Annotated in this window: 27 protein-coding genes; 16 read left to right on the top strand and 11 right to left on the bottom strand. The window is 62.7% G+C overall.

What is annotated here, in order from left to right:
• Positions 1 to 26: 26 nt before the first annotated feature.
• From AC2FMD_RS11200 to guaA, 5 genes are all read right to left on the bottom strand, one after another.
• Complete coding sequence (locus tag AC2FMD_RS11200; RefSeq protein ID WP_496712309.1) at positions 27 to 899, bottom strand: ATPase; 873 nt, start codon at positions 897 to 899, stop codon at positions 27 to 29.
• Positions 900 to 948: 49 nt separating this feature from the next.
• Positions 949 to 1,845 (bottom strand): DMT family transporter, encoded by an 897-nt coding sequence (locus AC2FMD_RS11195; protein ID WP_496795008.1) that lies wholly within the window; start codon positions 1,843 to 1,845, stop codon positions 949 to 951.
• A gap of 98 nt (positions 1,846 to 1,943) precedes the next feature.
• The gene (locus tag AC2FMD_RS11190; protein WP_496680811.1) at positions 1,944 to 3,080 is read right to left on the bottom strand and encodes an OmpP1/FadL family transporter; all 1,137 of its coding nucleotides are present in this window, start codon (positions 3,078 to 3,080) and stop codon (positions 1,944 to 1,946) included.
• 119 nt (positions 3,081 to 3,199) lie between these two features.
• Positions 3,200 to 4,084: a DMT family transporter gene (locus AC2FMD_RS11185; protein ID WP_496741357.1), complete on the bottom strand. Its 885-nt coding sequence runs from the start codon at positions 4,082 to 4,084 to the stop codon at positions 3,200 to 3,202.
• A 113-nt stretch (positions 4,085 to 4,197) separates the two neighbouring features.
• Positions 4,198 to 5,757: a glutamine-hydrolyzing GMP synthase gene (gene guaA / locus AC2FMD_RS11180; protein ID WP_496795007.1), complete on the bottom strand. Its 1,560-nt coding sequence runs from the start codon at positions 5,755 to 5,757 to the stop codon at positions 4,198 to 4,200.
• Positions 5,758 to 5,839: 82 nt separating this feature from the next.
• On the opposite strand from guaA, the gene AC2FMD_RS11175 reads away from it, so the two are divergent.
• Positions 5,840 to 6,277, top strand: coding sequence for a GNAT family N-acetyltransferase (locus AC2FMD_RS11175; protein WP_496795006.1), 438 nt, complete (start codon positions 5,840 to 5,842; stop codon positions 6,275 to 6,277).
• Between the two features lie 140 nt (positions 6,278 to 6,417).
• On the top strand, positions 6,418 to 7,962 hold the full coding sequence (locus AC2FMD_RS11170; RefSeq protein WP_496680803.1) for a trimethylamine methyltransferase family protein: 1,545 nt from the start codon (positions 6,418 to 6,420) through the stop codon (positions 7,960 to 7,962).
• Here the strand turns inward: AC2FMD_RS11170 and AC2FMD_RS11165 are convergent, their stop codons facing one another.
• Positions 7,963 to 8,262 carry a DUF6477 family protein gene (locus AC2FMD_RS11165; RefSeq protein ID WP_496741351.1) on the bottom strand — a complete coding sequence of 100 codons (300 nt, stop codon included), beginning with the start codon at positions 8,260 to 8,262 and terminating at the stop codon, positions 7,963 to 7,965. It lies immediately after the preceding gene.
• 238 nt (positions 8,263 to 8,500) lie between these two features.
• Between AC2FMD_RS11165 and AC2FMD_RS11160 the strand changes: the two genes are divergently transcribed.
• Together AC2FMD_RS11160 and AC2FMD_RS11155 are read left to right on the top strand one after the other, a co-directional pair.
• Positions 8,501 to 9,598: a DUF6456 domain-containing protein gene (locus AC2FMD_RS11160; RefSeq protein WP_496741349.1), complete on the top strand. Its 1,098-nt coding sequence runs from the start codon at positions 8,501 to 8,503 to the stop codon at positions 9,596 to 9,598.
• A 60-nt stretch (positions 9,599 to 9,658) separates the two neighbouring features.
• Positions 9,659 to 10,582 carry a LysR substrate-binding domain-containing protein gene (locus AC2FMD_RS11155; protein WP_496741348.1) on the top strand — a complete coding sequence of 308 codons (924 nt, stop codon included), beginning with the start codon at positions 9,659 to 9,661 and terminating at the stop codon, positions 10,580 to 10,582.
• 48 nt (positions 10,583 to 10,630) lie between these two features.
• Here the strand turns inward: AC2FMD_RS11155 and AC2FMD_RS11150 are convergent, their stop codons facing one another.
• Positions 10,631 to 11,179, bottom strand: a complete 549-nt coding sequence (locus AC2FMD_RS11150; RefSeq protein WP_496795005.1) for a peroxiredoxin — start codon at positions 11,177 to 11,179, stop codon at positions 10,631 to 10,633.
• 265 nt (positions 11,180 to 11,444) lie between these two features.
• Between AC2FMD_RS11150 and lipA the strand changes: the two genes are divergently transcribed.
• Together lipA and AC2FMD_RS11140 are read left to right on the top strand one after the other, a co-directional pair.
• Positions 11,445 to 12,395, top strand: coding sequence for a lipoyl synthase (lipA, locus tag AC2FMD_RS11145; RefSeq protein WP_170419103.1), 951 nt, complete (start codon positions 11,445 to 11,447; stop codon positions 12,393 to 12,395).
• Complete coding sequence (locus AC2FMD_RS11140) at positions 12,392 to 13,546, top strand: amidohydrolase (RefSeq protein ID WP_496795004.1); 1,155 nt, start codon at positions 12,392 to 12,394, stop codon at positions 13,544 to 13,546. Before lipA ends, AC2FMD_RS11140 begins: the two co-directional genes overlap by 4 nt.
• On the opposite strand, the gene AC2FMD_RS11135 is transcribed toward AC2FMD_RS11140, so the two are convergent.
• Both AC2FMD_RS11135 and hpt read right to left on the bottom strand, forming a co-directional pair.
• On the bottom strand, positions 13,536 to 13,685 hold the full coding sequence (locus AC2FMD_RS11135) for a hypothetical protein (protein WP_496795003.1): 150 nt from the start codon (positions 13,683 to 13,685) through the stop codon (positions 13,536 to 13,538). The two genes, AC2FMD_RS11140 and AC2FMD_RS11135, sit on opposite strands and share 11 nt — an antisense overlap.
• A gap of 47 nt (positions 13,686 to 13,732) precedes the next feature.
• Positions 13,733 to 14,275 carry a hypoxanthine phosphoribosyltransferase gene (gene hpt / locus AC2FMD_RS11130; protein ID WP_149775254.1) on the bottom strand — a complete coding sequence of 181 codons (543 nt, stop codon included), beginning with the start codon at positions 14,273 to 14,275 and terminating at the stop codon, positions 13,733 to 13,735.
• A gap of 75 nt (positions 14,276 to 14,350) precedes the next feature.
• Between hpt and AC2FMD_RS11125 the strand changes: the two genes are divergently transcribed.
• Positions 14,351 to 14,797 carry a type II toxin-antitoxin system RatA family toxin gene (locus tag AC2FMD_RS11125; RefSeq protein ID WP_496688227.1) on the top strand — a complete coding sequence of 149 codons (447 nt, stop codon included), beginning with the start codon at positions 14,351 to 14,353 and terminating at the stop codon, positions 14,795 to 14,797.
• Between the two features lie 38 nt (positions 14,798 to 14,835).
• A complete protein-coding gene (locus tag AC2FMD_RS11120; protein WP_496795002.1) occupies positions 14,836 to 16,131 on the top strand; it encodes an MmgE/PrpD family protein in 1,296 nt (431 codons plus the stop codon).
• Here AC2FMD_RS11120 and pyrC read toward each other — a convergent pair.
• Entirely contained in the window at positions 16,128 to 17,165 is a 1,038-nt protein-coding gene (gene pyrC / locus AC2FMD_RS11115; RefSeq protein ID WP_496741338.1) for a dihydroorotase, read from the bottom strand. The genes AC2FMD_RS11120 and pyrC overlap by 4 nt on opposite strands.
• 144 nt (positions 17,166 to 17,309) lie before the next feature.
• Here pyrC and AC2FMD_RS11110 point away from each other — a divergent pair, with 144 nt between their 5' ends.
• Positions 17,310 to 18,218 (top strand): AAA family ATPase, encoded by a 909-nt coding sequence (locus AC2FMD_RS11110; RefSeq protein WP_496741336.1) that lies wholly within the window; start codon positions 17,310 to 17,312, stop codon positions 18,216 to 18,218.
• A gap of 37 nt (positions 18,219 to 18,255) precedes the next feature.
• The gene (locus AC2FMD_RS11105) at positions 18,256 to 19,509 is read left to right on the top strand and encodes a vWA domain-containing protein (RefSeq protein ID WP_496741334.1); all 1,254 of its coding nucleotides are present in this window, start codon (positions 18,256 to 18,258) and stop codon (positions 19,507 to 19,509) included.
• A gap of 3 nt (positions 19,510 to 19,512) precedes the next feature.
• Here the strand turns inward: AC2FMD_RS11105 and AC2FMD_RS11100 are convergent, their stop codons facing one another.
• Entirely contained in the window at positions 19,513 to 20,013 is a 501-nt protein-coding gene (locus AC2FMD_RS11100) for a hypothetical protein (protein ID WP_496679754.1), read from the bottom strand.
• 175 nt (positions 20,014 to 20,188) lie between these two features.
• Between AC2FMD_RS11100 and AC2FMD_RS11095 the strand changes: the two genes are divergently transcribed.
• The 6 genes from AC2FMD_RS11095 (at position 20,189) to AC2FMD_RS11070 (ending at position 26,490) form a co-directional block, all read left to right on the top strand.
• A complete protein-coding gene (locus AC2FMD_RS11095) occupies positions 20,189 to 20,740 on the top strand; it encodes a YeeE/YedE thiosulfate transporter family protein (RefSeq protein ID WP_496679757.1) in 552 nt (183 codons plus the stop codon).
• Positions 20,741 to 20,743: 3 nt separating this feature from the next.
• Complete coding sequence (locus AC2FMD_RS11090) at positions 20,744 to 21,337, top strand: DUF6691 family protein (protein ID WP_496741332.1); 594 nt, start codon at positions 20,744 to 20,746, stop codon at positions 21,335 to 21,337.
• Between the two features lie 107 nt (positions 21,338 to 21,444).
• Positions 21,445 to 22,413 (top strand): XdhC family protein, encoded by a 969-nt coding sequence (locus AC2FMD_RS11085; protein ID WP_496795001.1) that lies wholly within the window; start codon positions 21,445 to 21,447, stop codon positions 22,411 to 22,413.
• Complete coding sequence (locus tag AC2FMD_RS11080; RefSeq protein ID WP_496795000.1) at positions 22,410 to 23,414, top strand: molybdopterin-binding protein; 1,005 nt, start codon at positions 22,410 to 22,412, stop codon at positions 23,412 to 23,414. The genes AC2FMD_RS11085 and AC2FMD_RS11080 overlap by 4 nt, the downstream gene beginning before the upstream one ends.
• Before the next feature lie 148 nt (positions 23,415 to 23,562).
• Positions 23,563 to 24,048, top strand: a complete 486-nt coding sequence (locus AC2FMD_RS11075) for a (2Fe-2S)-binding protein (RefSeq protein ID WP_073279505.1) — start codon at positions 23,563 to 23,565, stop codon at positions 24,046 to 24,048.
• 81 nt (positions 24,049 to 24,129) lie between these two features.
• Positions 24,130 to 26,490, top strand: coding sequence for a xanthine dehydrogenase family protein molybdopterin-binding subunit (locus AC2FMD_RS11070; protein WP_496713134.1), 2,361 nt, complete (start codon positions 24,130 to 24,132; stop codon positions 26,488 to 26,490).
• Positions 26,491 to 26,548 lie beyond the last annotated feature (58 nt).

Genomic DNA, 26,548 nt, shown 5'->3' with positions numbered 1-26,548 from the left:
CTGGTTGGTCCGGTGAGAGGCTCTAGTTAGGACGCGGCCCGGCGGGCCTCAAGGGTGCGTTCGATCAACTCGTCGAAATCACCGGCATCGCGTACCTGTCCGATCTGGTCGGCAGTGACGGTCACGCCCCAGTTTTCCGCCATCGCCCGATACCGCGGTTGGCGATGCGCAAGCGCCTGGGCATAGGTCCAGCGGATGAAGTCATCGGGGTTCACGTCAGCCTCGGCGCAGCCGTGCCGATCCAGGTAGTCCCGCCAGACGCGCGTTAGGAATTCGGCCTGGTAGGACATGGGCTTGGGGGCCTTGTCAAAGCGACGGATCAATTCGGCGGTGTGCGCGTCGTCGCCCTTGATCCAGATCATCAGCGTATGGTGCGACAGTTCCGATAGCACGCGATCCGCCGGGTCATCGGGATCGACCCATTCACAGATCGACCCGCCCGTATCGCAGATGAAATGCGGATAACCGTACAACCGCTGCGCGCGGTCGATGAAATATTCGGTGTCCAGCAGGGCGTGGATCTCGGCCAGCCGGAACTGTTCCTGCCGGCGCCGGTATTCGGGCATGGGCAGGCCGCCCAGGTCCGGGTTTCCGGGCTTGCCCAGATAGGCGGACACGGGGGTCAGATTCTCGAACGAGATATTCGAGCCGATATAGATGGAATCGGTCAGCAGCAGATCGCGCAGAAACGGCACCTTCATCGCCTCGGCCTTGGCGTTGTCGGTGATGTATTCTCCCATATAGCGTGTACCGATCCGGTAATCGATCGAGTAATGAAACCAATCGCCGGATTCGCGCAGGATATTCGAGACATAGGTCTTGCCCAGCCCCGACATCCCGAAAAACAGCACCTTCTTTCGTGCAGCCTCGCGCCATTCCCGTGCCGAGCCGTAGATCATGTTCCGCCGTCCCTTGTTTTGCCCTAGCTAGAACGCAGGGCGCGCGGCGTCAATCGCGCCGCCCGGATCGACTGAGGATCGTCAAGCCTAAGGCAAGAACGCCGAACCCCAGATAGGCGTTGGGCGGAAGGGCCTCGTTTCGGACCAGGGCGCCAAGCGTGATCGCCACCGGAGGGATGATGAGCGTCACCAGCAACAGATTGCCGCTGCCCGCCGCCGCGAGGATGCGGTAATACAGCAAATAGGCGCCGGCCGTTGCCACTACGGCGAAATAGCCGATGGCCAGCCACGTCTCGGCGGGCGGGAACAGGACGGGCGGGCCGTCAACGACCATCATGACTGGCAGCATGAAAACCGTAGAGGCGGTCAACATACCAGCAGCCGAGACTTGCGGCGGCAACCCGGACAGGTGAAGCCGCGCCCAGACCGCCGCCATCGCATAGGATACCGCGCCGGCCAGAATCGCCAGTTGCCCCATGCTCTGCAGGTCAAAGCGAAGCAGACTGCCGATGCCAATCGTGATGGAGACGCCGGCGAATCCGAGGATCACCCCGATCAGGCGGGTCGCCGAAAGCCTCTCGTCGGGAAAGAACATCGCAGCGGCCAGAACTCCGAAGATGGCCGTGGCGGCGTTCAGAATTGAGGTCAGGCCGGTATCCACATGAAGCTGGCCCCAGGCCATCAGGGTGAAGGGTAGGGCATTATTCAGCAGCCCCATGACCAGGAATGCGCGCCAGACCCGCCAGCTGGTCGGCACGGGCAGCCGCTGGATCAGGACTACGGCCCAAAGAGCCAGCGCCGCCCAGAAAACCCGGTGAAACACGGCGGTGATTACCGGAACCGAATCCAGAGCGATTCGGATCGCAAGGAAGGACCCGCCCCAGATCAGGCCCAGCAGCAAGAGTTCGGCCCCGGAGCTGGGTGAGAGTGTTTTTTGTCGTTTCATACCGGCATTTTCCACACCAGAGCCGGGCAAACGACCCGGATCATGCGAAAAACCCCGCCACTTGGGCGGGGTTCATGTTTTCAACCATTTGGCGGTCTTCAGTTCAGCGCATAGGTGATCTGGAAGCCGACACTCCAGGCGCTGTTGCCTTCGAATGTGGCGCGCGCACCGGGGCCAGCGCCGTCGGCGATCGCATCACCCAGATCCGTATAGCGGACCCCGGCCGATATCTTGGCCTTCTCTATCGAGTAGGTGCCGCCCAAGCCGATGCTCCAGAACCCGTCGGTCGGGCCGAGGTTGGATACAGGCTCGTCAGTGGACGATTCATACCCAAGCGTCACGGCGCCCGAGAACTGCTCGTTGAACTGGTAGCCCAAGCCAAGCGAATAGGTCCAGGTCGGGTCGTCATAGTCGACCAGTGGGTTCGCCGGCGGGTAGTTCGGCGGGTCATACACCGTCTGCGGCCAGTCCGCCCAGCGGACAGAACCAAACAGCAGGGTCTTTGGTGCAACACCGGTCTGGAAGTCCAGGTTGACCGACTGTGGCGAAACCACTTCGCTGGTGCTGTTTAGGCTTGCGACCGTGCCGGGCGGGATCGGCGGAACCGGGATCGGGTTCAACGACTCCGTTTGCGACAGATCATGCGAGATCTTCGAGTTGTAGGTCAGTGCGACACGCGCGGCGATTTCGGGTTTCTCCCACGCCACGCCGACCACGTAACCCAATGCGGTATCGGCATCTGCGTCAACTTCGTATCCGGCTGCGGCCGGAACCGCGACATTGGCACTGAGGCGTTGAATCCGCAGGCCACCGATTGCACTGAATCCGCCGTCGAACTTGTACCGCAACAGAGCGGTGATCGCATCGGTATCCGCCTTCGCCCGTAGAACGTCGGTCCGGCCACCCGGGATCGGGTTCTGCGACAACGGATAACTAGCGCCATACGAGACATCCGCGGCAAACGGTTCGTCGTAGATCAACGCGAAGTCCAACCTTTCGTTGACCGCACGCTTATATGCAAGATGGGGCGTGAAGAAGTTGTTGGCCACCTCTCCTGAGTCCACCCCGAGCATCGTTCCGGTCACGCTGGGCGACGTGTAACCCAAGCGGAACTGGACCACCGATCCTTCTTCGAAGATGACGTTGATGCCTTGACCACTCCGGTCGATACCGCCTGCATGTACGGCTGTCGCTCCGACGCAAAGCGCGCACGCTTGTAGCAGCGCTTTTTTCATGTGTTCCTCCCTTTTCACTATCCGGTGCCACGTCACTTTTGTGGTGAGTGTTTGTGGCGATGAATTCGATGAACCCTATTCACGCGGAGTTTAAAAAAACGTCAACCTATGACCGAACGTTAGTTGTTTTGTGTACCCTGATGTCGTGTTGCAGAATTGCTACGGCCTTCGGCTCGGACGTTTAGGAAAATACCGCCGAAAATCACGGCAGCTCCCAGCAGTGTCCAATGGTTGAGCGGTTCGCGATACAACAGCATCCCCACAACCGCGATCGTCGGCAGACGTGCAAAGTCGAACGGGATCACGACGCTGGCGGGCGCGATGGCCAGCGCGTTGGTGATGCAGAAATGCGCCAACAGCCCCGCCAGCCCGACCAGCAGCAGGAAGGGCGCTGTTTGCAGGGTCGGCGCCGCGATCTGCCCGTCGATACCCGATGCAGCAAGCCCCATGACCGCCTGCATGCTGGTCAACCAGAAGACGATGCAGCCAATGCTGGCGAACTGTGTCAGCTTTTTGGTCGAAATCGTTGTCAACGCAAAGAAAACCGCCGAGGCTGTCGCGGCCATCACTCCCGGCGAAATCGAGGTGGCGCCGGGGCGGGTCACGATCAGTACTCCGACAAACCCGATCACAGCCGACAGCGCGCGGGTCGGGGTCAGGCGCTCGCCCAGCAGCAGGGGCGACAGCAGAATGACCCAGATCGGCTGCGTGAATTCCAGCGCGAAAACCTGCGCTAGAGGAATGACACTGACCGCGTAGAACCACAGGTTCTGGCCCGCGAAATGCACCGTGTTACGAACAAGATGCAGCCCGAACCGCCGGGTCGAAACTTGATGCCATTTTTGGGTCAGCGTCAGAATGGTGGCGACCACGATCACACCGACGACGCTGCGGTACATCATGATCTCGAACGTATCGTGGACAGCGCTCAGCTCGCGCCCCGCAACGGCCATAGAGGAAAACGACGCGATGGCGCCGGTCATCCACAGTGCCGTTTTGACCATCGTCCTTGCGTTCTCATTCATTCCGAATCCCTGCGCTATCGCCGGAGAAGCGAACCAGACACAGGCGGTTGGAACAACAACAAAAAAGCCGGGTCAGGGCCCGGCTCTTCGTGTCATTCCCATTCGATCGTGCCAGGAGGCTTGGATGTGATGTCATAGGTGCAGCGGTTGATGCCCTTGACCTCGTTGATGATCCGGGTGGCGGTTTCGCTCAGGAATTCGTGGCTGAACGGGTAGTAATCGGCCGTCATTCCATCGACAGATGTCACCGCCCGCAAGGCGCAGGCATAGTCATAGGTGCGCCCGTCGCCCATCACGCCGACCGTGCGCACCGGAAGGATCGCGACGAAGGCCTGCCAGATCTCGTCATACAGGCCATGTTTGCGGATCTGGTCGATATAGATCGCGTCGGCCTCGCGCAGGATTTGCAGCTTTTCGCGGGTGATCTGGCCCGGGCAACGGATGGCCAGGCCCGGTCCGGGGAAGGGGTGGCGGCCGATGAAGCTGGGCGGCAGGCCCAGTTCACGGCCCAGCGCGCGCACCTCGTCCTTGAACAGCTCGCGCAGCGGCTCGACCAGCTTCAGGCCCATCTTTTCGGGCAGGCCGCCGACGTTGTGATGCGATTTGATCGTGACTGACGGGCCACCGGAAAACGACACCGATTCAATGACATCGGGGTAGAGCGTGCCCTGGGCCAGAAACTCGGCGCCCTCGATCGTGTCGGCGTGTTTCTGGAACACGTCGATGAACAGCTTGCCGATGATCTTGCGCTTCGTCTCGGGGTCCGAGACGCCCTCGAGCTCGCCCAGGAACAGCTCGCTTTCATCCGCGTGGATCAGTTGGATGTTGTAGTTGTCGCGGAACATCGAGACGACTTCCTGCGCCTCGTTCTTGCGCAGCAGGCCGTGATCGACGAAAACGCAGGTCAGCTGGTCGCCGATCGCTTCGTGGATCAGAATCGCCGCGACCGAGCTGTCGACACCGCCCGACAGACCGCAGATCACCTTCTTGTCGCCGACCTGTTCGCGGATCTTGCGGATCATCTCGTCGCGATAGGCGCCCATGGTCCAGTCGCCCTTGAAACCGGCCAGTTTCACGAAATTCTCGTACAGTTTTGCGCCCTTGGGGGTGTGGTGCACCTCGGGGTGGAACTGAACGGCATAGAAATGGCGGTTGGTATCGGCGGTGATCGCAAAGGGCGCGTTGGGCGAGGTGCCGAACACCTCGAACCCCGGTGCGATTTGGCTGACATGGTCGCCGTGGCTCATCCAGACCTGTTCTTTGCCATCGGTGAACCAGCCCTCGAGCAGGTCGAGCTTGCCGCGCGGCGTCACGAAGGCCCGCCCGAACTCGGCGGTGCCGTGGCCGCTTTCGACCTTGCCGCCCAGCTGGTGCATCATGACCTGCTGGCCATAGCAGATGCCAAGGATCGGAACGCCATAGTCGAAGATCTCTTGCGGAACACGCGGCGAACCTTCGCGGGTTACGCTGTCCGGTCCGCCCGAAAAGATGATGGCGCGCGGGGCCATGTCCCGCACGAAATCCATCGTGACGTTCTGGTAGGGGTGGATTTCGCAATAGACGTTCAACTCGCGCAGGCGGCGCGCGATCAGCTGCGTCACCTGGCTGCCGAAGTCGATGATCAGAAGGCGGTCATGGGATGTCTCGGTCATACCCGGCCTTTAGGTCGGAAGCCTTGCATGTGCAAGCGCCTTGACGTCATTTGGCGGGAAAGAGTGACGCGGAGCGCACCGAATGACCGAAATCACGCTTAGACCTGCTGTTGTGGGGGACACGGACTCCATTCGCGCATGTATCCGGGCCGCCTATGCGGACCAGGCGGCGCGGATTCCCGATCTGCCAGACGTCGCGGCCAGCCTCGAGGATGACATTGCGCAGCATAACGTCATCGCAGCCGAGGTGCATGGCGAGATTTCGGGTGTTATCATCTTCGGGCCCGTGGGGCAGGCGATGATGGTGTTCAACCTAGCGGTTTCGCCGGTTGTACAGGGGCAGGGGGTGGCCCGCAAGCTGCTGGCCCAGGCGGAAGCCCAGGCCATCAGGTCAGGGTGCGACCGGTTGAAGCTGACGACCCACCGCATGATGAAGAATACCTGCGCGATGTACCGGCATCTGGGCTGGAACGAGGTCGCCGCGCAGGGCAACAAGGTCTACTTTGAGAAACCCCTGTGATCCCCGAATGCGCCAGATTTGAGGGGTTGACCTGACGCACCATGTCGCTTTTTCCCCCAATGCGCCGGAAATCACATCTGATGGCGCGCTAGATTCCAGTAACACACATACCAACCTAAACAGTCACACGGGGTCATCTGATGGCAGAGGCAAACACCCGACGCAGAGCGCGCGGTGGCGGCGGCGCCGCCCGCCGGGCCGAACGCACGGCGGTTCGGATCGAAACGGCGAAATACATCGAGCGCAACATTCCGAACTTTGAGGTTCTGAACGACGAGGCGCTGGAGATCATCGAAACCAACGCGGAGACCGTGCTGGAAGAAGTCGGCGTCAATTTCGTCGACAACCCGGCGGCACTGGAACGCTGGCGCGACGCCGGGGCCGATGTGGACGGGGAACGGGTACGCATCCCGCGGGGCCTTGCGCGCGAGTTGATCAAGACCGCGCCCAGCCAGTTCACGCAGCACGCCCGCAACCCCGAGAAATCGGTGGTGATCGGCGGGCGCAACCTGGTGTTGGCTCCGGTCTATGGACCGCCCTTCGTGCGCGATGCCAAAGGCGGGCGCCGCTATGCCACGATGGACGACTTCAACAAGTTCGTGAAACTGGCCTACATGTCCAAGTGGCTGCACCACTCGGGTGGCACCGTCTGCGAACCCACCGACATTCCGGTGAACAAGCGGCATCTCGACATGCTGATGGCGCATATGACGCTGTCCGACAAACCCTTCATGGGTTCGGTGACCGATCCCAGCCGGGCGCAGGATTCGGTCGAGATGTGCGAGATTCTGTTCGGCAAGGAGTTCGTGCAGGAAAACACCGTGATGACCTCGCTCACCAACATCAACTCGCCGATGACGTTCGACGACGTGATGATGGGGTCGCTGGAAGTCTATGCGCGCAACAACCAGGCCTGCATCATCTCGCCCTTCATCGTGGGCGGCGCGATGGCGCCGGTCTCGGTCGCGGGGACGCTGACCCAGGTGCTGGCCGAGGTGCTGGCCGGTGTGGCCTACAGCCAGATCATCCGTCCCGGCGCGCCTGCCATCTTTGGCGCTTTCGTGTCGTCGATCGACATGAACTCGGGCGCGCCAACCTTCGGTACTCCCGAAGCGTCGCTCATCACTTATGGTGCGGGCCAACTGGCGCGTCGTTTGAACCTGCCTTACCGCTCGGCCGGGTCGTTCTGCGGCTCGAAACTGCCGGACGCGCAGGCCGCATACGAAACCGCGAACTCGCTGAATACGGGCTTGCTGTCGGGCGTCAACTTCATGTTGCATGCCTGCGGCTGGCTGGAGGGCGGCCTGGTGGCGGATTTCGAGAAATTCGTGATGGATGCCGACCAGCTTGGCGTTCTGCACGCAATGGCGAAGGGCGTTGCATATGATGAGAACGCGCAGGCCATGGACGCAATCCGCGAGGTGGGGCCGGGCGGTCACTACTTGGGCTGTGCCCATACCCAGGCCAACTTCAAGGACGCGTTCTGGAAGACTGAGCTTCTGGACTACAAGCCCTTTGAAACCTGGGAAGAAGAGGGCGCGCGCGACACGCGCACTCTGGCCTCGGTCCGGGTCGAACATCTGCTGGCCCATTACCAGCAACCGCATCTCGACCCCGAGAAACTGGCCGCGCTGACCGCCTATGTCGAAGAAAAGAAAGCGTCGATGCCCGACGCCTTCTCCTGATTAGTGACAGGCCGGGGCGCGGCTGACCTGATATAGCTGCGCCTCGCCCGCCAGTGCGATCAAAATGTCCAGGTGACGGACCAGAGAATAGGCCGGATCGTTGATGCGCCGTCGGTCTTCCATCTCGCTCTCCAACTCCAACAGCCGTATCAGCGCCGCCCCCGAACCGGGCAGAGCGTCAAAACCCAGCACACGCTGCAAATGCCTGTTTCGGTCGTAATCCCGTGCCCCCAGTTTGGCCGCCCGAGCCAACAGGCGGGGACGGCGAAGGGATGTGATCATCGAGGTCAGGTCCTGCATCAGGCAATCCTTTGTTCTGTGTTGGATGCCTCACTGTTGCACAACCTAGGCGGGTGTTGCCTTGCTGGGGCTCTCTCCGAACGATGGTTTCACCACTGTTTATGATTTTGAATCAATTCTGGTTCGCGCCGTTGGTGGTTAACGAACGAGTAACGAAACCAACCCTAGTTAGATTTGGTTAACACTTTAACCAACGGCGGATACTGGCAGTTTGGTTTGTCGACGAGGGCGTACAACAATGGACAACATCATGGCTTCCACCGTTCCAACCTGGGTCCCCGAGGGCGCGCAGCGCTATCTGGCCCATACCGAAGCGGGGCGGTCGATCCGGGATCTTGCACGATCGGCCGGATGCCACGCGTCAACCATTCTCAGGCAGATCCGACGCATCGAAATGCGGCGCGACGATCCGCTGGTCGATGCAGCATTGCAATCGCTTGCGCAAACCCATTTCGCCGACCAGAGCCGGCGGCAAGAGGCAGACGAAGAACCCACGCCGTGCGAATTGACGGCCGAAGACGAGGAGTTCGACCGCGAGGCCCTTCGCGTGCTGCGCCGCCTGTGTGAAACCGGCGCTGTTCTGGCCGTTGCCGAGGACATGGACAAGGCCGTCGTGGTGCGCGATAGCGGGGCGGCCGGCGCGACCCGGACCGCCGTTGTCGATTGCAAGATCGCGCAGGCCTTGGCTTTGAAAGACTGGATCTCGTGCGACAATCCCGGACGGATCAGCCGCTATCGGATCACCCCGACAGGGCGAACGGCGCTGGGTCAGTTGATCGCGGATGCGGAAAACCGAGCCAGGGCAAGGGCGGAATTCGGCATGGCCGAGGCTCCGGCAGCGTTTCAGCATCGCAACTCGGCACGGCCGAGCCACGCCCCGCGCGCTCGTCGGATCCGCTACACTGCCGCCGAAAGCCCTCTGGTCGCTTTGGCGCGTCGGCGGGACCGGGATGGAAAGCCGTTTTTGGATGAAAGTCTGGTGCGCGCCGGCGAACGGCTGCGGGAAGATTTTGAGTTGGCTCAGTTGGGGCCACAGGTCACGCAGAATTGGGACAGGTTCCTGACCGGCGGCGGGCGCGTCGGGTTCGAGGGCGATGCGCCGGTTGCGCGGGGGTCCTCCGAGGCACGCGACCGCGTGGCCCGCGCGTTGTCGGATCTGGGGCCGGGGCTAAGCGATGTGGCCTTGCGCTGCTGCTGCTATCTGGAAGGGTTGGAACTGGCCGAGAAACGCATGGGCTGGTCGGCGCGCTCGGGCAAGATCGTGCTGCGGATCGCGCTCCAGCGGCTTAAGCGGCATTACGAAATGCAGGCGGAGAGCGACCGGCGGATCGGGTGATCTGCCGCGAACTTCATTGGTTTTGCTTGCGGTAGCCGTCGTAGGTGATAGTCAGGGATTATGAATTTCACCCTCAGACAGCTGCAATACTTCCGCGCTGTGGCCGAGCAGCGCAACTTTGGCCGGGCTGCTCAGGTGTGTCACGTTTCTCAACCGGCACTATCGGTGCAGATCCGGGCGTTGGAAGACATCATGGGCGGGCCGCTATTTGAAAGGCGCGCCCGTGATGTTCTGCTGACGCCGTTGGGGCGCGATGCGCTTGAGCACGCACGGCGCATTTTGGGCGCGGCCGAACGGTTGGATCGGTTTGCGCGTGACAACTCCACCGGGCATCGCAGTCTGTCGGTCGGTTTGATCCCGACCGTCGCACCGTATCTGTTGCCGGGTGTCCTTGCTGGTCTGCGGTCAGCGGATGTGTCCCTGCGCGTGCAGGTGCGAGAGGCGCGCACCGAGCGGCTGCTGTCGATGCTGAAAGCGGGAGAGATCGACGCCGCCGTGCTGGCCCTGCCGGTGGGTTCGCGCGGCATGGACGAGGTGCCTCTGTTCGAGGATCGCTTTCTGCTGGCTGGCAGCGAGACACGCCTGAACAGCCTGACCGTCAGCCCCGACGCTCTGCGCCCGATCGACCTGAATGCAGCCCAGCTGATGCTGCTGGAAGACGGGCACTGCCTTACGGATCAGGCGCTTGAGGTGTGCGGTCAGGACCGGACCAGCGCCCATATCAACATGGGCGCATCGTCATTGGCCACGCTGTCGCGGTTGGTGGCCGAGGGGTTTGGCCTGACCCTGATCCCTGAATTAGCGGCGCGTTCCGAGACCAAAGCCGTTCCGGGGCTGAAACTGCTGCGGTTCGGCGCCCCGGAGCCCGCTCGGCAGATCGGCCTTGTGCGGCGCGACTCGTCGGATGGGGCGGTGTGGTTCGGTCAACTGGCCCAGGTGATCCGGCAGGTAGGCGAAAGCATCGTGTCAGAAACCCGGAACTAAAAAGGGCCCGCACTTGGCGAGCCCTTTGCATGGAGGGTGGTTGACGCCTCAGGCCATTTCGGGCTGCTGGGCTTTTTCCAGGTGCTTCATCAGGTTTTCGGGCGACGAAACGCCATAGGGGTCCTCGGGGCAGTTGTCCATCAGGCCGGGCTCTTCGAACCACGCCTCGACCACGCCATCGTTGATGATGGCGGCATAGCGCCACGACCGCATGCCAAAGCCCAGATTGGCCTTGTCGACCAGCATACCCATCTTGCGAGTGAACTCGCCCGACCCGTCGGGGATGACCTTGACGTTCTTCAGCCCCTGATCCTGTGCCCATTTGTTCATGACAAAGCTGTCATTGACTGACATGCAGTAGATCTCGTCGACGCCCTTGGCCTTGAACGCCTCGTAGTTGTTCTCGAACCCCGGCAGTTGGTAGGTCGAGCAGGTGGGGGTGAACGCACCGGGCAGCGAGAACAGGATGACCCGCTTGCCTGCGAAGTAATCGGCCGTGGTCTTGTCTTCCCAGCGGAACGGGTTGGGCCCTTCGATCGAGTCGTCGCGCACGCGGGTGTGGAACGTCACGTCGGGTAGCTTGGCACCGGTTTTCATGGGCATCTCCTGTGATTCACATTAATTCGGCCCGTGGGTTAAAACGATTCCAAACCGGCTTCAACACGGGATGTGCTGCGTTTGCGAAAATCCTCTTGTATGCTGAAAACATGTCGAAATCAGCGTCAATCCCCTAGAAAGTCGCGCTTTCATTCTGCATCTGCAAAACGTTGACGCATGGCAGCTATGCATGGCTGGCGTAATACATCCGACCGGTTTATGTTATGCACCAACCAAATTGACCCAAAGTCAGGAAACCGGCCCCGTGCGCGATCTGAAAATCCCTGAACAACGTCACCCGGAAAAGGCGCATAAGCCCGACAATGCGCAGCCGAAAAAGCCCAGCTGGATTCGGGTGAAAGCGCCCGGCGGCAAGGGCTATGCCGACACGCGCCGGATTATGCGCGACAACAACCTGGTCACCGTCTGCGAAGAGGCCGGATGCCCGAACGTGGGCGAATGCTGGAGCCAGGGCCATGCGACCATGATGATCATGGGCGAGATCTGCACCCGTGGCTGCACCTTCTGCAACATCGCCACCGGTCGCCCCGATGCGTTGGACGCGTTCGAACCGGGCCGGGTGGCACATGCGGTGGAAAAGCTGGGCCTGAACCATGTCGTCATCACCTCGGTTGACCGCGACGATCTGGCCGATGGTGGGGCCGAGCATTTCGCTCAGACCATCCGCGCGGTACGTCACCGCTCTCCCAAAACAACGATCGAAATCCTGACCCCGGATTTCCTGAAATGCGATCCGTCGGTTCTGGAAACCGTGGTCGCGGCCAAGCCGGACGTGTTCAACCACAATCTTGAAACCGTGCCGGGCCTGTACCCCGAGGTACGCCCAGGCGCGCGCTATTTCCACTCACTGCGGCTGCTGCAACGGGTCAAGGAATTGGACCCGTCGATCTTCACCAAGTCGGGGATCATGGTTGGTCTGGGCGAGAACGAACAGCAGGTGCGCCAGGTCATGGACGACATGCGCGCCGCCGACATCGATTTCCTGACCATCGGCCAGTATCTGCAGCCCACGCCGAAACACCACCGCGTGGACCGCTTTGTCACGCCCGAAGAGTTCGCGGCCTATGAAAAAGCCGCTTATGGCAAAGGGTTCCTGATGGTTTCGGCCACGCCGCTGACCCGCTCGTCGTACCATGCGGGCGATGATTTCGCGCGCCTGCGAGCAGCGCGACAGAAAAAGCTGGGGCAGGCGTGACGCCGCAAGCGCTGGCGCAACTGACTGCGCTGCGCCATGCGTTGCACCAACGGCCCGAGGTCTCGGGTGAAGAGTCTGAAACGGCCGCCTTCATCGCCGAGCAATTGCGTGGTGTGGGCGGCCGGGTTCTGACCGGAATCGGTGGGCACGGGGTCGCGGCCGTGTTCGACTCGGGCCAGCCGGGGCCCACCGTGGGCATCCGCTGCGAACTGGACGCGCTGCCGATTTTGGAGGTGCCGGGAAAACCCTATTGCTCGCAGATTCCGGGCAAGGGTCATCTGTGCGGCCATGACGGCCACATGGCCATGGCGTTGGGCGTAGCGCTGGACTTGGCGCAAACGCCGGTGTCGCGCGGTCGGGTCGTGCTGATCTTCCAGCCCGCCGAAGAGACCGGTCAGGGCGCACGCGATTTTCGGAACGACCCGCAATACGCTGAAATACAGCCCGATTTCCTGTTTTCCCTGCATAACCTGCCGGGGCTGGACCTGGGCGCGGTCGAACTGTGCTCTGGCCCGGCCAATTGCGCTTCACGCGGGATGCGGGTGCGGCTGACGGGCAAGACCTCGCACGCCGCGGCCCCGCATGACGGGCTGTCGCCGGCCTCGGCCATGGCCGAGTTGATGCCGGCCTTGGCTGCCTTGGGACCGGGCGGAGAGCTGACCGAGGATTACACGCTGACCACCGTCACCCACGCCCAACTAGGGGCCCCGACATTCGGCGTGGCGCCCGGCGAGGCCGAGATATGGGTGACGCTGCGCACCGTTTCGGACGCGCGCATGGCGCAACTGGTCGATCAGGCCGAGGCGCTGGTCTGCGAGGCCGCCGCCGACGAGGGGCTGGGTGTTGAGATCACCTATGACGACGTGTTCGAGGCCTGCGTCAACCACCCGGAGGCCGTGCAGATCCTGGCTCAAGCCTGCGCACAGGCCGGGGTGCAACCGCGCCTGAACACCGCGCCGCAACGGTTCTCGGAGGATTTCGGGCAATTCGCCAAGGGGTCGAAAACCGGCATGTTCTGGCTGGGGGCCGGGGTTGACCATCCGCAACTGCACAACCCCGACTATGACTTCCCTGACGCGCTGATACCTGTCGGCGCGGGCATCTTTCTGGCGGCAATCCGTCAGGTGCTGGACGCGCCGGTCACGGGCTGAGCTTGCGCGGCTGGCTGGTTGCCCATTCGGGCCACCAGCCCATGTATTCAATGCCGGCAATCACCAGACACAGCACGATCAGGCCCAGCACCAGCTTGACCCGCTGGTCCGAGGGCGGATTGCGCGCCCAGCGGGACATTCGCAGAAGGTGGCGCAGGATCATGGGGCCTCGAATCCGCGGCGGGATCAGTCTTGGGTAAAGCGGACCTTGCCGATAAAGGGCAGGTTGCGGTTGCGTTGCGCATAGTCGATGCCATAGCCCACGACGAATTCGTCCGGGATTTCAAAGCCGATCCAATCGGCGCGGAAATCGACCTCGCGGCGGCTGGGTTTGTCCAGCAAGGCAATCGACTTGAGCCGTTTTGGTTGGCGGCTGCGCAGCAGGTTGGTGACGTGGTTCAGCGTGTGCCCCGTATCGACGATATCTTCGACCACCAGCACGTCGCGCCCTTCAATTGCGCCGCGCAAGTCTTTGAGAATGCGCACTTCCCGGCTGCTTTCCATTGAATCGCCATAGGAGGACGCCTCAAGAAAATCGACCTCGATCGGCAGGTCCAGTTCGCGTACCAGGTCGGCGATGAACACGAAGCTGCCGCGTAGCAGGCCTACGACCACCAGCTTGTCGGTATCGCCGAATTCGCGAGTGATTTCGCGGCACAATTCCTCGATCCGTGCCGCGATGGCCTTGGCCGAGATCATCTCATCTATCACATATGCGCGCTGGCTCATGGCTGCCCCCTTGATCTTTGGCGCGCAACATACGACATGACGCGCCATTGTCACGTTTCAAATGCCCAGGTTGCCATGCCCACTCATTCGGAAACTCGCCACCTCCCATACAGCGCGCAGCAGGTGTATGATCTGGTCGCGGATGTGGCGAAATACCCCGAGTTTCTGCCTTGGTGTGCAGCCGCTCGGATCCGGAGGACCTATGCGGCGGGCGAGGCGCAGGTGATGGAGGCCGATCTGGTGATCTCGTTCAAGGTGTTCCGCGAACGGTTCGGCAGCCGGGTTACGCTGCACCCCGATCAAAGGAAGATCGACACCGAATACCTGGACGGCCCGTTCAAATACATGAAATCCGACTGGCATTTCGAGGACGCCCCCGAAGGCGGCTGCAACGTGTCCTTCCACGTGGATTTCGAGTTCAAGAACGCCGTGTTGCAAGGCATCATCGGCGTGGTCTTCAACGAGGCAATGCACCGGATCGTGCGCGCCTTCGAACAACGCGCGGCCAGCCTCTACGGCTGAGGGTTTACCCGGCGCAGGCGTACGTTAGACTGCGCCGCATGACTGATTTCACAAGCGCTCTTTCCGAATTAGCCGCGGGTCCTGTGTCGACGACTGCGCAGGCTCGGATCGTCACGTCTTTGTCCGCGCTCGATTGGTTGGCGGTCGGGCGCGCAGGGGTCAACGAATCGGTCTCGCGCATCCTGCGGGAGATGGTACTGGACGAAGGCGGGTCCGGACAGGCCACCCTGTTCGGCGGCGGGGCCGCGCCGGTGCGCGCGGCGGCTTTGGTCAATGGCACGGTTTCGCACGCGCTGGACTATGACGACACGCATTTCGCCCACATCGGCCACCCCTCGGTGGCGGTGTTTCCCGCCGCACTGGCCGTGGCCGAATGGCAGGACCAACCCATCGTCGATCTGCTGGAATCGGCCTTGGTGGGGATGGAGCTGTCCATCCGTGTCGGCCTTTGGCTAGGGCGCGGGCATTATCAGGTCGGGTTTCACCAGACCGCGACGGCGGGGGCGTTCGGAGCGGCCGTGGCAGCTGCCCGCCTGCTGGGATGCGATCCGGCGGCCATGCGCCGGATTCTGGGGCTGACCGCGACCCGGGCGGCGGGCCTCAAGGCGCAGTTTGGCACCATGGGCAAGCCTTACAATGCGGGGCAGGCGGCTTCGGTCGGGGTCGAGGCCGCGCTGCTGGTGCAGCGGGGGTTCGTTCCCAATCCCGACGCCCTGACCGGTCCGTTCGGGTTTGGCGCGACGCATCACGGTGCCGATGATACAGCCTCAGCTCTGTCGGGACTTGGGGATGAGTGGCTGATCGAAAGTGTCAGCCACAAGTTCCACGCCTGCTGCCACGGGCTGCACGCCGCGCTCGAGGCGGCGCGCGATCTGGACATCGCCGAACCCGAGGTGGCCGAGATCAAGATTCGCACCCATCCCCGATGGATGAGCGTCTGCAATCAGACCGCGCCGACAACCGGGCTGGGCGCCAAGTTTTCCTATCGGACGGTGATCGCAATGCAGGCATTGGGATACGATACCGGCCTGCCTGAAAGCTACACGGACAAGGTCTGCGCCGATCCGCGCCTGCAATCGCTGCGCGACCGGATCACGGTCGAAGCGGACGAAACGCTGTCCGAGACTGAGGCCCGCTTGGCGCTGCTGCGGCGGGACGGGGCGCGGCGCGAGGCGACCCACGATCTGGCCGCGCCGATGGCCTTGTCCGACCGCGAGGATCGCGTGCGCGGCAAGGCCGCCAAACTGATCGGCGCGGACGAAGCGGATGCGATCTGGTCGATGCTGCGCACCGGCGGGCGCGCAGCGGATCTGGCAAAACGATTGGTTGACTAGACCACGCGCCAGTGCAGCGGGAAGCCGGGGTCGAACACGGTGACCGGGCCATCGCGCGTTTCGATCTTGTCGGGGTAGGTGACCGGTTCGCCCTTCTGCAGGGTGATGGTCTGATCGTTGACGGGCAGCCGGTAGAACCTGGGCCCGTTGACCGAGGTAAACCCTTCCAGCTTGTCCAGAGCACTCGCGCGGTCAAAGACCTCGGCCACCAGCGACATGGTATTCGTGGCAGTGAAACATCCCGCGCAGCCGCAGGACGTCTCTTTGTTGGCGTCCGTATGCGGGGCGCTGTCAGTCCCCAGAAAGAACCGTTCGTCGCCCGAGGTCGCGGCATCGACCAGCGCTTTGCGGTGCTCTTCGCGCTTGGCGACGGGCAGGCAGTAGTAGTGCGGCTTGATCCCGCCCACAAGGATGTGGTTGCGGTTGATGATCAGGTGATGCGCTGTGATCGTTGCGCCCAGGTCGGTTTCGTTTGCGCGCACATACTCCACGCCGTCGCGGGTGGTGATATGCTCCATCACCACGCGCAGGCCCGGCGTGGCCTTGCGGATCGGGTCCAGAACGCGGTCGATGAACACCGCCTCGCGGTCGAAGATGTCGATCTCGGCATCGGTGACCTCGCCATGCACGCAGAGCGGCAGGCCGATCTCGGCCATCCGTTCCAGCACGGGGCGCACCTTGTCGAAATCCCGCACGCCCGAGGCCGAGTTGGTCGTGGCCCCTGCCGGGTACAGCTTGACCGCCTTGACCAGACCGCTTGCATGGGCCGCGGCCATGTCGTCGGGGTCGGTATCCTCGGTTAGGTACAGGGTCATCAACGGCTCAAAGCTCATGCCGTCGGGCAGGGCAGCCAGGATACGGTCGCGATACGACGCGGCCTGAGCGCCGGTCACCACCGGGGGCACAAGATTGGGCATGATGATGGCCCGCGCGAAATGGCGGGCGGTTTCGGGCAGGACGGCCTGCAGCATGGCGCCATCGCGCAGATGCAGGTGCCAGTCATCGGGGCGGCGGAGCGTCAGAGTATCGGTCATGGCGCCGGGCTAGCACAGGTAGGCCGCACGGGAAAGTGACAACAAACCTTGCCAGACGACCAGATTGCCGCAAGTCCCGGAAAGATCACGGTCTTGACGCGCAGCGGCAGCCATGACCTGTTGTGCCAAGGGAGATAGAGACACATGAGCCAGCCAGATTCCATCGACGCCGTTCAGAAGATGCTGGGCGAACAGGGCTATGTCTGTGGCCGCGCCCTGGCCACCGTGGTGTTCCTGTCGCTCAAACTGGGCCGGCCGCTGTTTCTTGAGGGCGAGGCTGGTGTCGGCAAGACCGAAATCGCCAAGGCCCTCGCCTCTGGACTTGGCCGCCGCCTGATCCGGCTGCAATGCTATGAAGGGCTCGATGCGTCATCGGCCGTCTATGAATGGAACTTTCCCGCGCAGATGGTGGCCATCCGCACTGCCGAGGCGGTCGGAGGGTCCGACCGGAAGGGTCTGCAGGAGGAACTGTTCAGCGGCGACTATCTGATCCGCCGACCGCTGCTCGAGGCGATGGAGCCCGATCCGGCTGGCCCGCCGGTGCTGCTGATCGACGAGCTGGATCGCACGGACGAACCGTTCGAGGCCTTTCTGCTGGAGGCGCTGAGCGATTTCCAGGTGACCATCCCAGAGATCGGCACGATCAAGGCGCCCGAACCGCCCATCGTCATCGTCACGTCGAACCGCACGCGCGAGGTGCATGACGCGCTCAAGCGCCGCTGCCTGTACCACTGGGTCGACTACCCCGATTTCGACCGCGAGCTGGAGATCCTGCACGCCCGCGCGCCCGAGGCCGCCGAGGCGCTGAGCCGCGAAGTGGTGGCCTTTGTCCAGCACCTGCGCACCGAGGACCTGTTCAAGAAACCCGGCGTGGCCGAGACCATCGACTGGGCGAAATGCCTGCTGGCGCTGGACGTGATCAACCTCAGCCCCGAGGTGATCGGCGACACGCTGGGCGCGATCCTGAAATACCAGGACGACATCCAGAAACTGCAGGGCTCCGAGGCCAAGCGGATTCTGGATCAGGCCAAATCCACGCTCGAACCGGTCTGATGTCGTTGTTGCGCCAAAACACTCCGGGGGCCTAGCGATGGCCGAACAGCTTCCACTGGATATTCCGGCCGATCCGAAACTGGCGCAGAACATCACCCATTTCGCGCGCGCTTTGCGCAAGGCCGGGCTGCCGATCGGCCCCGGCCGCGTCGTTGACGCCATCCGCGCGGTGCAGGCGGCGGGCTTCACCCGCAAGCAGGATTTCTACTGGACCCTGCACGCCTGTTTCGTGAACCGACCCGAGCATCGCACCGTGTTTGCCCAGATCTTCCGCCTGTACTGGCGCGATCCAAGGTATCTGGAACACATGATGTCGATGATGCTGCCGGCCATTCGCGGAGTTCAGGAGGAACGCGCGGCCGAGGCCGGCGAAAAACGCGCGGCCGAGGCCTTGCTGGACGGTGTCGAGCGGGACGAACCGAAAGGCGCGGAGCAAGAGGGCGAAAGCGAAATCGAGATTGATGCCACGCAGACCGCCTCGTCCGAGGAACGGCTGCGGTCGCTGGATTTCGAACAGATGAGCACCGCGGAAACCGCGCAGGCCAAGCGCATTCTGGCACGGTTGCAATTGCCTGTGGACCCGATCGCCTCGCGCCGGGGACAAGCCAGCCATCTGGGTCGGCGGATCGACCGGGCGCGCACCTTGCGCGCGGCCATGCGCCAGGGCGGCGAACTGCGAGAGATCGCGCTGGTCCAACCGAAACCGCGCTGGCCCAACCTGATCGCGCTGTGTGACATCTCGGGGTCGATGAGCCAGTACAGCCGGATCATCCTGCACTTCCTGCACACGGTCTCGAACGCCAAGGGGGCCGGCTGGGCCAAGGTGCATGCGTTCACCTTCGGCACGCGGCTGACGAACATCACACGGCACCTGCATCAGCGCGACGTCGATGCGGCGCTGGCCGACGCCGGGGCCGAGGCGCAGGATTGGGAGGGCGGCACGCGCATCGGCGAATGCCTGCACCAGTTCAACCGAGACTGGTCGCGCCGAGTTATGGGGCAGGGGGCCGTCGTGCTGCTGATCACAGACGGGCTGGAACGGGGTGACCCCGATCTGCTGGAAAAAGAGATCGAACGCCTGCACCTGTCGGCCCGTCGACTGATCTGGCTTAACCCGCTGCTGCGCTGGGACGGGTTCGCGCCCAAGGCGCAGGGCGTCGCCGCCATGCTGCCGCATGTGGACAGCTTCCGCGCCGGTCACTCTATTGCATCGCTCGAGGATCTGGCCGCCGTGATCTCAAGACCCGACGACCAGGGAGAAAAAGCGCGCCTGATGGCGGCTTTGTCATAGTAGTTACTGCATCAGTTTCTCATTGCATTCGCGTGCCATTTCCATGGCCTTGTAGGTGCCGGTCAGATCGACGGTGAAGCCAAAAGACTTCTCGGGGAAGACGATCATCACCTTCTGGCGCGCCAGATCATCGGCGAATTGCGGATCGTCCGACAGGACATAGCCGCCCGAATAGCCCTTGGTGATGTTGCCCTTCATGCCAGTTGCCTCGCCGACATAGAGGTTGTCGCCCAAAAGGATCGCGACCCCTTCCTTCTCGCCACGCTTGATGTCGGTTTCAGCCTTGGTAAAGACCCCGACATATCCCACGCCGCGATCTTCGGTCAGGCCCATCTGAACCACGTTTTCCACGTCGTCCACGGCCTCGATCAAGCAGGATTTCTTGTCGTTGTCGATGAAGACCTTCCAGCCCTCGACCTCTCCGTATTTTTCGAATGTGTCTGCCCAGGCGGGGGCTGCCGCGACAAGCGCCGCCAAGAAAGATGCGGAAATGTGTTTCAACATGTTCGTCTCCAAATCTCGAAAATCAGGGATACCGCAGACCGGCGCCGCGAGCGTAGAGCGGCGGCTCGCGTTAATCAACCGGAGGCTCCCGGGCCATTTGATCCAAATCATGCAGGAAACGGAATGCTTAAAATATAAAGGAAATGGAATGTGAGAATCTTCAGGAGGAAATGCCATGCCAATGACCTGGAAAGCGGGTGGAGTTCTGCTCGGCCTTGTGTTCTTTTTGGCGATCTTGCTGGTCAAGCCGATCGGCGTGTCCACGCAGTTCGTCATTCTGGACGGCATCATCGCCGATGCCGTCAACCCGGATTTCGTGACCGCAACCGATGAGGGCTATACCTCGACCAACGCCTATCTGGCGAAATCCGGGGGCAAATACGCGAAATCGGTTGCGAACCCGCTGAACTATTCCTTTGTCTTCGTCCTTGCGATGATGTTGGGCGGGTTCCTGTCGGCTAGGGCCCGGGGCGGTATCGAGGGCCAGGACCGCAAGGTTCCCGCATTGTGGCGGGCGAATTACGGCGACGACCCGTTGAAACGCTATCTGGTCGCCTTTCTGGGAGGTTTCATCGTTTTGTACGGGGCACGGCTGGCCGGGGGCTGCACGTCCGGGCACATGATGTCGGGCATGATGCAGACGGCCGTCAGCGGGTACATTTTCGCCGCCGGAGCTTTTGCCGCCGCGATCACCGTTTCGATCCTGATGTTCAAGAAGGAGGCCTGAGCCATGATGTCGATCATACTTGCAATTGTCATCGGGGTCGCATTTGGCGCGGTCCTTGATCGGGCCGGCGCGTCGAACCCTTCGACCATCAACAAGATGCTGAACCTGACGGATCTGCGGTTGGCCAAGGCGATCATGCTGGCCATCGGACTTGGTTCGGTTCTGATGTTCGGCGGTCAGATGATCGGGCTGGTCGATGTGGGCCACATGTCGATCAAGGCGGCCTATGCCGGCGTCTTCTTGGGCGGGCTGCTGCTGGGGGCCGGCTGGGCGATGGCCGGCTTTTGCCCCGGAACGGGCTTGGTGGCCGCGGCCTCGGGGCGCAAGGACGCGCTGTTCTTCGTGGCGGGCGGATTGCTGGGCGCTGCGGCCTACATGATGACCTATCCGATGTGGAAGGCCAGCGGCCTGCTCGACCCGATCTGGGGCGGAAAGGTAACACTCGGTATCGTACCGGGGTCGGGCTATGATGCTGTAACAGGCCTGCCTGGCGACATTCTGGGCATTGTTCTGGGCCTGGCGTTCATCGCCATTGCCTTTGCGCTGCCCGAACGGCTGTTGGGCCAACCCTCAGAGCAAGCGCATCCGGCCGAGTGACGGCCCGCTGCGCATATCCTTGAAAGCCCGGCGCGCGGTGACGTGCCGGGTTGCTTTTCATCCCGCAAAACCTGCTTATGTTGAAGCGGATCAGGCGGGAGGCTCCGATGGACAGATTTGACAACAGCCCGGAAACGGCTCTGGCGTGGTTCCGCAAAGGGCGTGGAGCCGCGTTGGCCACCGTCGTCGAAACCTGGGGCAGCGCGCCCCGGCGGGTGGGTGCCCAGCTGGTCATCGGCGGCGACGGCCGGATCGAAGGCTCGGTCTCGGGCGGATGTGTCGAAGGCGCGGTGATCGTCGAGGCGCTCGAGGCCATGCAGGAGGGCGAGGCGCGCCTGTTGGAATTCGGTGTCAGCGACGAGGATGCCTTTGCCGTCGGGCTGGCCTGCGGAGGCACGATCCGGGTTCTGGTCGAGCCGGTGGGCTCGGTCCTGCCAGAACCGATGCTGGCCGAACTGGTGGCGGCGCGGGCGCGGCGCGAGCCCATGGCCTATGAGGTCAATGTCGAGACCGGCCACCGCGCGCTGCGGCGCAACGCCTATGCGGACCGGCTGCGCATGGATCGCTCGGGGTTCGAAGAAGATGGTCAGACCTTCGTGGCCGTGCACAACCCGCCCTTGCGGCTGATCGTGGTGGGCGCGGTCCATATCGCGCAGGCACTGGTGCCGATGGTGCGGATCGCGGGTTATGACCCGATCATCATCGACCCGCGCGAGGCGTTTGCGTCCAAATCCCGTTTTCCCGGTGAAAAGCTGCTGACCGACTGGCCGGACGAGGCCATGGCCAGCATCGGTCTGGATGCGCGCACGGCGATGGTTCTGCTGACCCACGACCCCAAGCTGGATGATCCGGCTCTGCAGGCTGCGCTGAACTCGGACGTGTTCTATATCGGCGCGCTGGGGTCGTCGCGCACCCATGCCAAACGGGTGCAGCGGATGACCGAGGCGGGATTCTCGGCAACGCAGTTGCAGCGCATTCATGGGCCGATCGGTCTGGATATCGGTGCTGCAGGACCAGCTGAGATCGCTGTTGCGATCATCGCGCAGATGACGGCCGTGCTGCGGGGCAAGGCATGAAGTTCGGCCCATTACCGGTTGCGGACGCGAAGGGTGCGATCCTTGCGCATTCGGTCATGGCTGGCACGAAAAAGCTGCGCAAGGGAATGATGCTAGGCGACGCGCATGTTGCCTTGTTGACCGAGGCGGGCGTGTCCGAGGTGGTCGTAGCGCGGCTGGAACCCGGCGACTGTCACGAGGACGAGGCAGCGCGCCAATTGGCCGCGGCGCTGACCCCGGATCCGAAGGGTGCCAACTTGCGCGTGACCGATCCGTTTACGGGCCGCGTCAACCTGATTGCGGATCAAGCTGGGGTTGCCGTTCTGGACGTTGAGGCTCTGCTTGCGTTCAATCAGGTCAACCCGATGATCACGGTGGCCACCGTTCCTCAGCATCAGCAGATGGGTGCGGGCGGCATGGTCGCCACGATCAAGGTCATTTCCTACGCGGTGCCGCTGGCGGACGTTCAGCGTGCGGCGAAGCTGGCCAAAGGAGCCATTCGCCTTGCCACGCCGAAGTTTGGCAGCGCCGGGTTGGTGGTGACCGACATCCCCGGCGGGCCGCCCAACGAAAAGGGTATCGTCGCGATGCGCGGCCGGGTCGAGGCCCTGGGTCTGAGCCTGGACGACGTGCAGATCGTTCCGCACGCGATCGACGCTCTGGCGCAGGCATTGTCCCGGATGGACACCGATATCGTGATGATCCTGACCGGCTCGGCCACATCCGATGTCGAGGACGTCGCGCCGCAGGCTGTTCGGCGCGCGGGCGGACAGGTGGAGCGCTTCGGCATGCCGGTTGATCCGGGCAACCTGTTGTTTCTCGGGGCTTTGGGCAAGCGGCCGGTCATCGGTTTGCCGGGATGCGCACGCTCGCCCGCGTTGAACGGGGCCGACTGGGTGCTCTCGCGGGTGGCCTGCGGAATCCCGACGACGGGTGCGGATATCGCGGCGATGGGCGTCGGCGGTCTGCTCAAGGAAATCCCGACCCGTCCGCAACCCCGCGCGAAACACAAAGTGACGTAACGGCAGTTTCGCTCCGCTGGCGACCTGCAATACATGTTGGCAATTGCCCCCCAATGGACGGGTTCGAAACGGCCAAGATTTTTGTTCTCAAACGACTTTTCCCGTGTTTAACTCGGGCCAAGGATAAATACGAAAATGGGAGGAACTTATGACACAGGTCTCAATGACCGTGAACGGAAAGACCGTGAGCGGTGATGTCGAGGGCCGGACGCTGCTGTCCAGCTTTCTGCGCGATCACCTGTCGCTGACCGGTACCCATGTGGGCTGTGACACGGCCCAATGCGGCGCCTGCGTGGTTCATGTGAACGGCGCGGCGGTGAAGTCCTGCAACATGCTGGCGCTCGAGGCGGACGGGGCCGAGGTCGGCACCATCGAGGGGCAGGCCAACCCGGACGGATCGCTGAACGTGATTCAGCAGGCGTTTCAGGATCATCACGGCCTGCAATGCGGTTTCTGCACGCCCGGCATGGTAATGTCGGCCGCGGCCCTGCTGAAGGAGAACCCGCGCCCGACCGAGGCCGAAATCCGCAAATACCTGGAAGGCAACCTGTGCCGCTGCACCGGGTACCACAACATCGTCAAGGCGATCATGGCCGCGTCCGGCCAGGACGTCAGCCACATCGCTGCCGAGTGATGCCGCTGCGGGCGCAGGAGGAGGCGCCCGTGGGATGACAGGGATGCGCACAAGCATCCGTTTATGGGAGGAGAACAAGCTATGCCCAAAGACAGTGGCATCGGAGCCAGTTCCAAGCGCCGCGAGGACGTGCGCTTTTTGACCGGAGCGGGCAATTACACCGACGACATCAACATCCGCGGTCAGGCCTATGTGTATTTTCTGCGATCTGACATCGCACATGGCCGGATCAAAAGCATCGACACGTCCGCCGCCGAGGCCATGCCCGGCGTGGTTCGGGTGTTTACCGGCAAAGATTTCGAAGGCGTGGGCGGCATGCCCTGCGGCTGGGAGGTGACCGACAAGCATGGCGCGCCCATGCAGGAACCGCCGCACCCGATCCTGGCGCAAGGCAAGGTGCGCCATGTGGGCGACCCGATCGCGGCCGTCGTGGCCGACAGCCTGGAACAGGCCCGTGACGCGGCCGAAGCAATCGACGTGGATATCGAGGAATTGCCCGCCGTTCTGGACATGAAAGCCGCCGCTGAAGAGGGCGCGCCGTTGGTCCATGACGATCTGAAAAACAATATCTGTTATGACTGGCAGTTGGGCGAGGCCGACGATGACAAGGTGAACGAGGTGTTCGCCAATGCGGCGCATGTCACCACCTTGGAACTGGTGAACAATCGTCTGGTCGCCAACCCGATGGAGCCGCGCGTGGCCGTGGCGGAATACAGCCGGGGCACGGATGAATACACGCTCTATACCACCTCGCAGAACCCGCATGTGATCCGGTTGCTGATGTGTGCCTTCGTGCTGGGCCTGCCCGAGCACAAGGTCCGCGTCGTGGCGCCGGACGTGGGTGGCGGTTTCGGCACCAAGATCTTCCACTACGCAGAAGAGGCGTTCTGCACCTTCGCGGCCAAGGCGTGCAACCGCCCGGTCAAGTGGACGGCCAGCCGGTCCGAGGCGTTCATGTCGGATGCGCAGGGCCGCGACCATGTCAGCAAGATCGAGCTGGCGCTGGATGCCGACAACAATTTCGTCGGGCTGCGGACCCATACCTATGCCAATCTGGGGGCGTATCTGTCGACGTTTTCCAGTTCGGTGCCGACCTGGCTGCACGGGACGCTGATGGCGGGCAACTACAAGACGCCGGTCATTCAGGTGAACGTGCGGGCGATGTTCACCAACACCGTGCCGGTGGATGCCTATCGCGGCGCAGGCCGCCCCGAGGCGACCTATCAGCTGGAGCGCGTGATCGACAAGGCCGCGCGCGAGCTGGGCGTTGATCCGGTTGCGCTGCGTCGGCAGAACTTCATCACGCAGTTCCCCTATGACACGCCGGTGGCGCTGACCTATGATACCGGCGACTACAACGGCACCATGGACAAGCTGGAGCAAGCCGCCGATTTCGCGGGCTTCCCGGCGCGACGCGCCGAAAGCGAGGCGCGGGGCAAGCTGCGCGGCCTGGGCGTGAACTGCTATATCGAGGCCTGCGGCATCGCGCCCTCGAACATCGTGGGGATGCTGGGGGCGCGTGCGGGCCTGTATGACGCGGCAACCGTGCGGGTGAACGCCACCGGCTCGATCAGCGTCATGGTCGGGGCCCACAGCCACGGGCAGGGGCACGAGACGGCCTTTCCGCAGGTCGTGGCCGACATGATCGGCATCGACGAGTCGATGGTCGAGATCGTGCACGGCGATACCTCGAAGATCCCGTTCGGTATGGGCACCTATGGCTCGCGCTCGCTGGCGGTTTGTGGATCGGCCATGGTCAAGGCGACCGAGAAGGTGATCGAAAAGGCCAAGAAGATCGCGGCGCATCTGCTGGAGGCGTCCGAGGCCGATATCGAGCTGAAGGATGGCCAGTTCACCGTGGCCGGCACCGACAAGTCGGTGGCCTGGGGCGATGTGACCCTGACGGCCTATGTTCCGCACAACTTCCCGCTAGAGGTCGAGCCGGGGCTGGAGGAGACCGCGTTCTATGATCCGGCCAACTTTACCTTCCCGGCCGGCGCCTATGCCTGCGAGGTCGAGGTTGACCCCGAGACCGGGCAGGTGACCATCGAACGGTTCACCGCGGCGGATGATTTCGGCAACATCATCAACCCGATGATCGTTGATGGCCAGGTGCATGGCGGTATCGGACAGGGGATCGGTCAGGCCTTGCTCGAGAACTGCGTCTATGACGAGAACGGTCAGCTGCTGAGCGCGTCCTTCATGGACTATGCCATGCCGCGGGCCGATGACGTGCCGTTCTATACCGTGGATCATTCGAGCCAGACGCCGTGCACGCACAACCCGTTGGGTGTAAAGGGCTGTGGCGAGGCCGGGGCGATTGGATCGCCGCCTGCGGTGGTCAATGCCGTGATCGATGCGCTGAACTCGGGTGGCAAGGCGGTGGACCACATCGACATGCCGGTCAGCCCGTCGCGTGTTTGGGCGGCGATGAACAGCTGAGTGGAGAGGTTGGTGTGCGAGGGGGCAGCCCCTCGCGCTCCCCGGGATATTTACAGCC

The sequence above is a fragment of the Ruegeria sp. BHSC276 genome, assembly GCF_059612945.1.
This window is presented reverse-complemented; position numbering and strand designations above follow the sequence as displayed.

Bases quoted from the DNA above. Each gene is read 5' to 3' on its own strand.
- AC2FMD_RS11200 (WP_496712309.1), bottom strand. From the start codon at position 899: ATGATCTACGGCTCGGCACGGGAATGGCGCGAGGCTGCACGAAAGAAG.
- AC2FMD_RS11195 (WP_496795008.1), bottom strand. From the start codon at position 1,845: ATGAAACGACAAAAAACACTCTCACCCAGCTCCGGGGCCGAACTCTTG.
- AC2FMD_RS11190 (WP_496680811.1), bottom strand. From the start codon at position 3,080: ATGAAAAAAGCGCTGCTACAAGCGTGCGCGCTTTGCGTCGGAGCGACA.
- AC2FMD_RS11185 (WP_496741357.1), bottom strand. From the start codon at position 4,084: ATGGTCAAAACGGCACTGTGGATGACCGGCGCCATCGCGTCGTTTTCC.
- guaA (WP_496795007.1), bottom strand. From the start codon at position 5,757: ATGACCGAGACATCCCATGACCGCCTTCTGATCATCGACTTCGGCAGC.
- AC2FMD_RS11175 (WP_496795006.1), top strand. From the start codon at position 5,840: ATGACCGAAATCACGCTTAGACCTGCTGTTGTGGGGGACACGGACTCC.
- AC2FMD_RS11170 (WP_496680803.1), top strand. From the start codon at position 6,418: ATGGCAGAGGCAAACACCCGACGCAGAGCGCGCGGTGGCGGCGGCGCC.
- AC2FMD_RS11165 (WP_496741351.1), bottom strand. From the start codon at position 8,262: ATGCAGGACCTGACCTCGATGATCACATCCCTTCGCCGTCCCCGCCTG.
- AC2FMD_RS11160 (WP_496741349.1), top strand. From the start codon at position 8,501: ATGGACAACATCATGGCTTCCACCGTTCCAACCTGGGTCCCCGAGGGC.
- AC2FMD_RS11155 (WP_496741348.1), top strand. From the start codon at position 9,659: ATGAATTTCACCCTCAGACAGCTGCAATACTTCCGCGCTGTGGCCGAG.
- AC2FMD_RS11150 (WP_496795005.1), bottom strand. From the start codon at position 11,179: ATGAAAACCGGTGCCAAGCTACCCGACGTGACGTTCCACACCCGCGTG.
- AC2FMD_RS11135 (WP_496795003.1), bottom strand. From the start codon at position 13,685: ATGTCCCGCTGGGCGCGCAATCCGCCCTCGGACCAGCGGGTCAAGCTG.
- hpt (WP_149775254.1), bottom strand. From the start codon at position 14,275: ATGAGCCAGCGCGCATATGTGATAGATGAGATGATCTCGGCCAAGGCC.
- AC2FMD_RS11125 (WP_496688227.1), top strand. From the start codon at position 14,351: ATGCCCACTCATTCGGAAACTCGCCACCTCCCATACAGCGCGCAGCAG.
- AC2FMD_RS11120 (WP_496795002.1), top strand. From the start codon at position 14,836: ATGACTGATTTCACAAGCGCTCTTTCCGAATTAGCCGCGGGTCCTGTG.
- pyrC (WP_496741338.1), bottom strand. From the start codon at position 17,165: ATGACCGATACTCTGACGCTCCGCCGCCCCGATGACTGGCACCTGCAT.
- AC2FMD_RS11110 (WP_496741336.1), top strand. From the start codon at position 17,310: ATGAGCCAGCCAGATTCCATCGACGCCGTTCAGAAGATGCTGGGCGAA.
- AC2FMD_RS11105 (WP_496741334.1), top strand. From the start codon at position 18,256: ATGGCCGAACAGCTTCCACTGGATATTCCGGCCGATCCGAAACTGGCG.
- AC2FMD_RS11100 (WP_496679754.1), bottom strand. From the start codon at position 20,013: ATGTTGAAACACATTTCCGCATCTTTCTTGGCGGCGCTTGTCGCGGCA.
- AC2FMD_RS11095 (WP_496679757.1), top strand. From the start codon at position 20,189: ATGCCAATGACCTGGAAAGCGGGTGGAGTTCTGCTCGGCCTTGTGTTC.
- AC2FMD_RS11090 (WP_496741332.1), top strand. From the start codon at position 20,744: ATGATGTCGATCATACTTGCAATTGTCATCGGGGTCGCATTTGGCGCG.
- AC2FMD_RS11085 (WP_496795001.1), top strand. From the start codon at position 21,445: ATGGACAGATTTGACAACAGCCCGGAAACGGCTCTGGCGTGGTTCCGC.
- AC2FMD_RS11080 (WP_496795000.1), top strand. From the start codon at position 22,410: ATGAAGTTCGGCCCATTACCGGTTGCGGACGCGAAGGGTGCGATCCTT.
- AC2FMD_RS11075 (WP_073279505.1), top strand. From the start codon at position 23,563: ATGACACAGGTCTCAATGACCGTGAACGGAAAGACCGTGAGCGGTGAT.
- AC2FMD_RS11070 (WP_496713134.1), top strand. From the start codon at position 24,130: ATGCCCAAAGACAGTGGCATCGGAGCCAGTTCCAAGCGCCGCGAGGAC.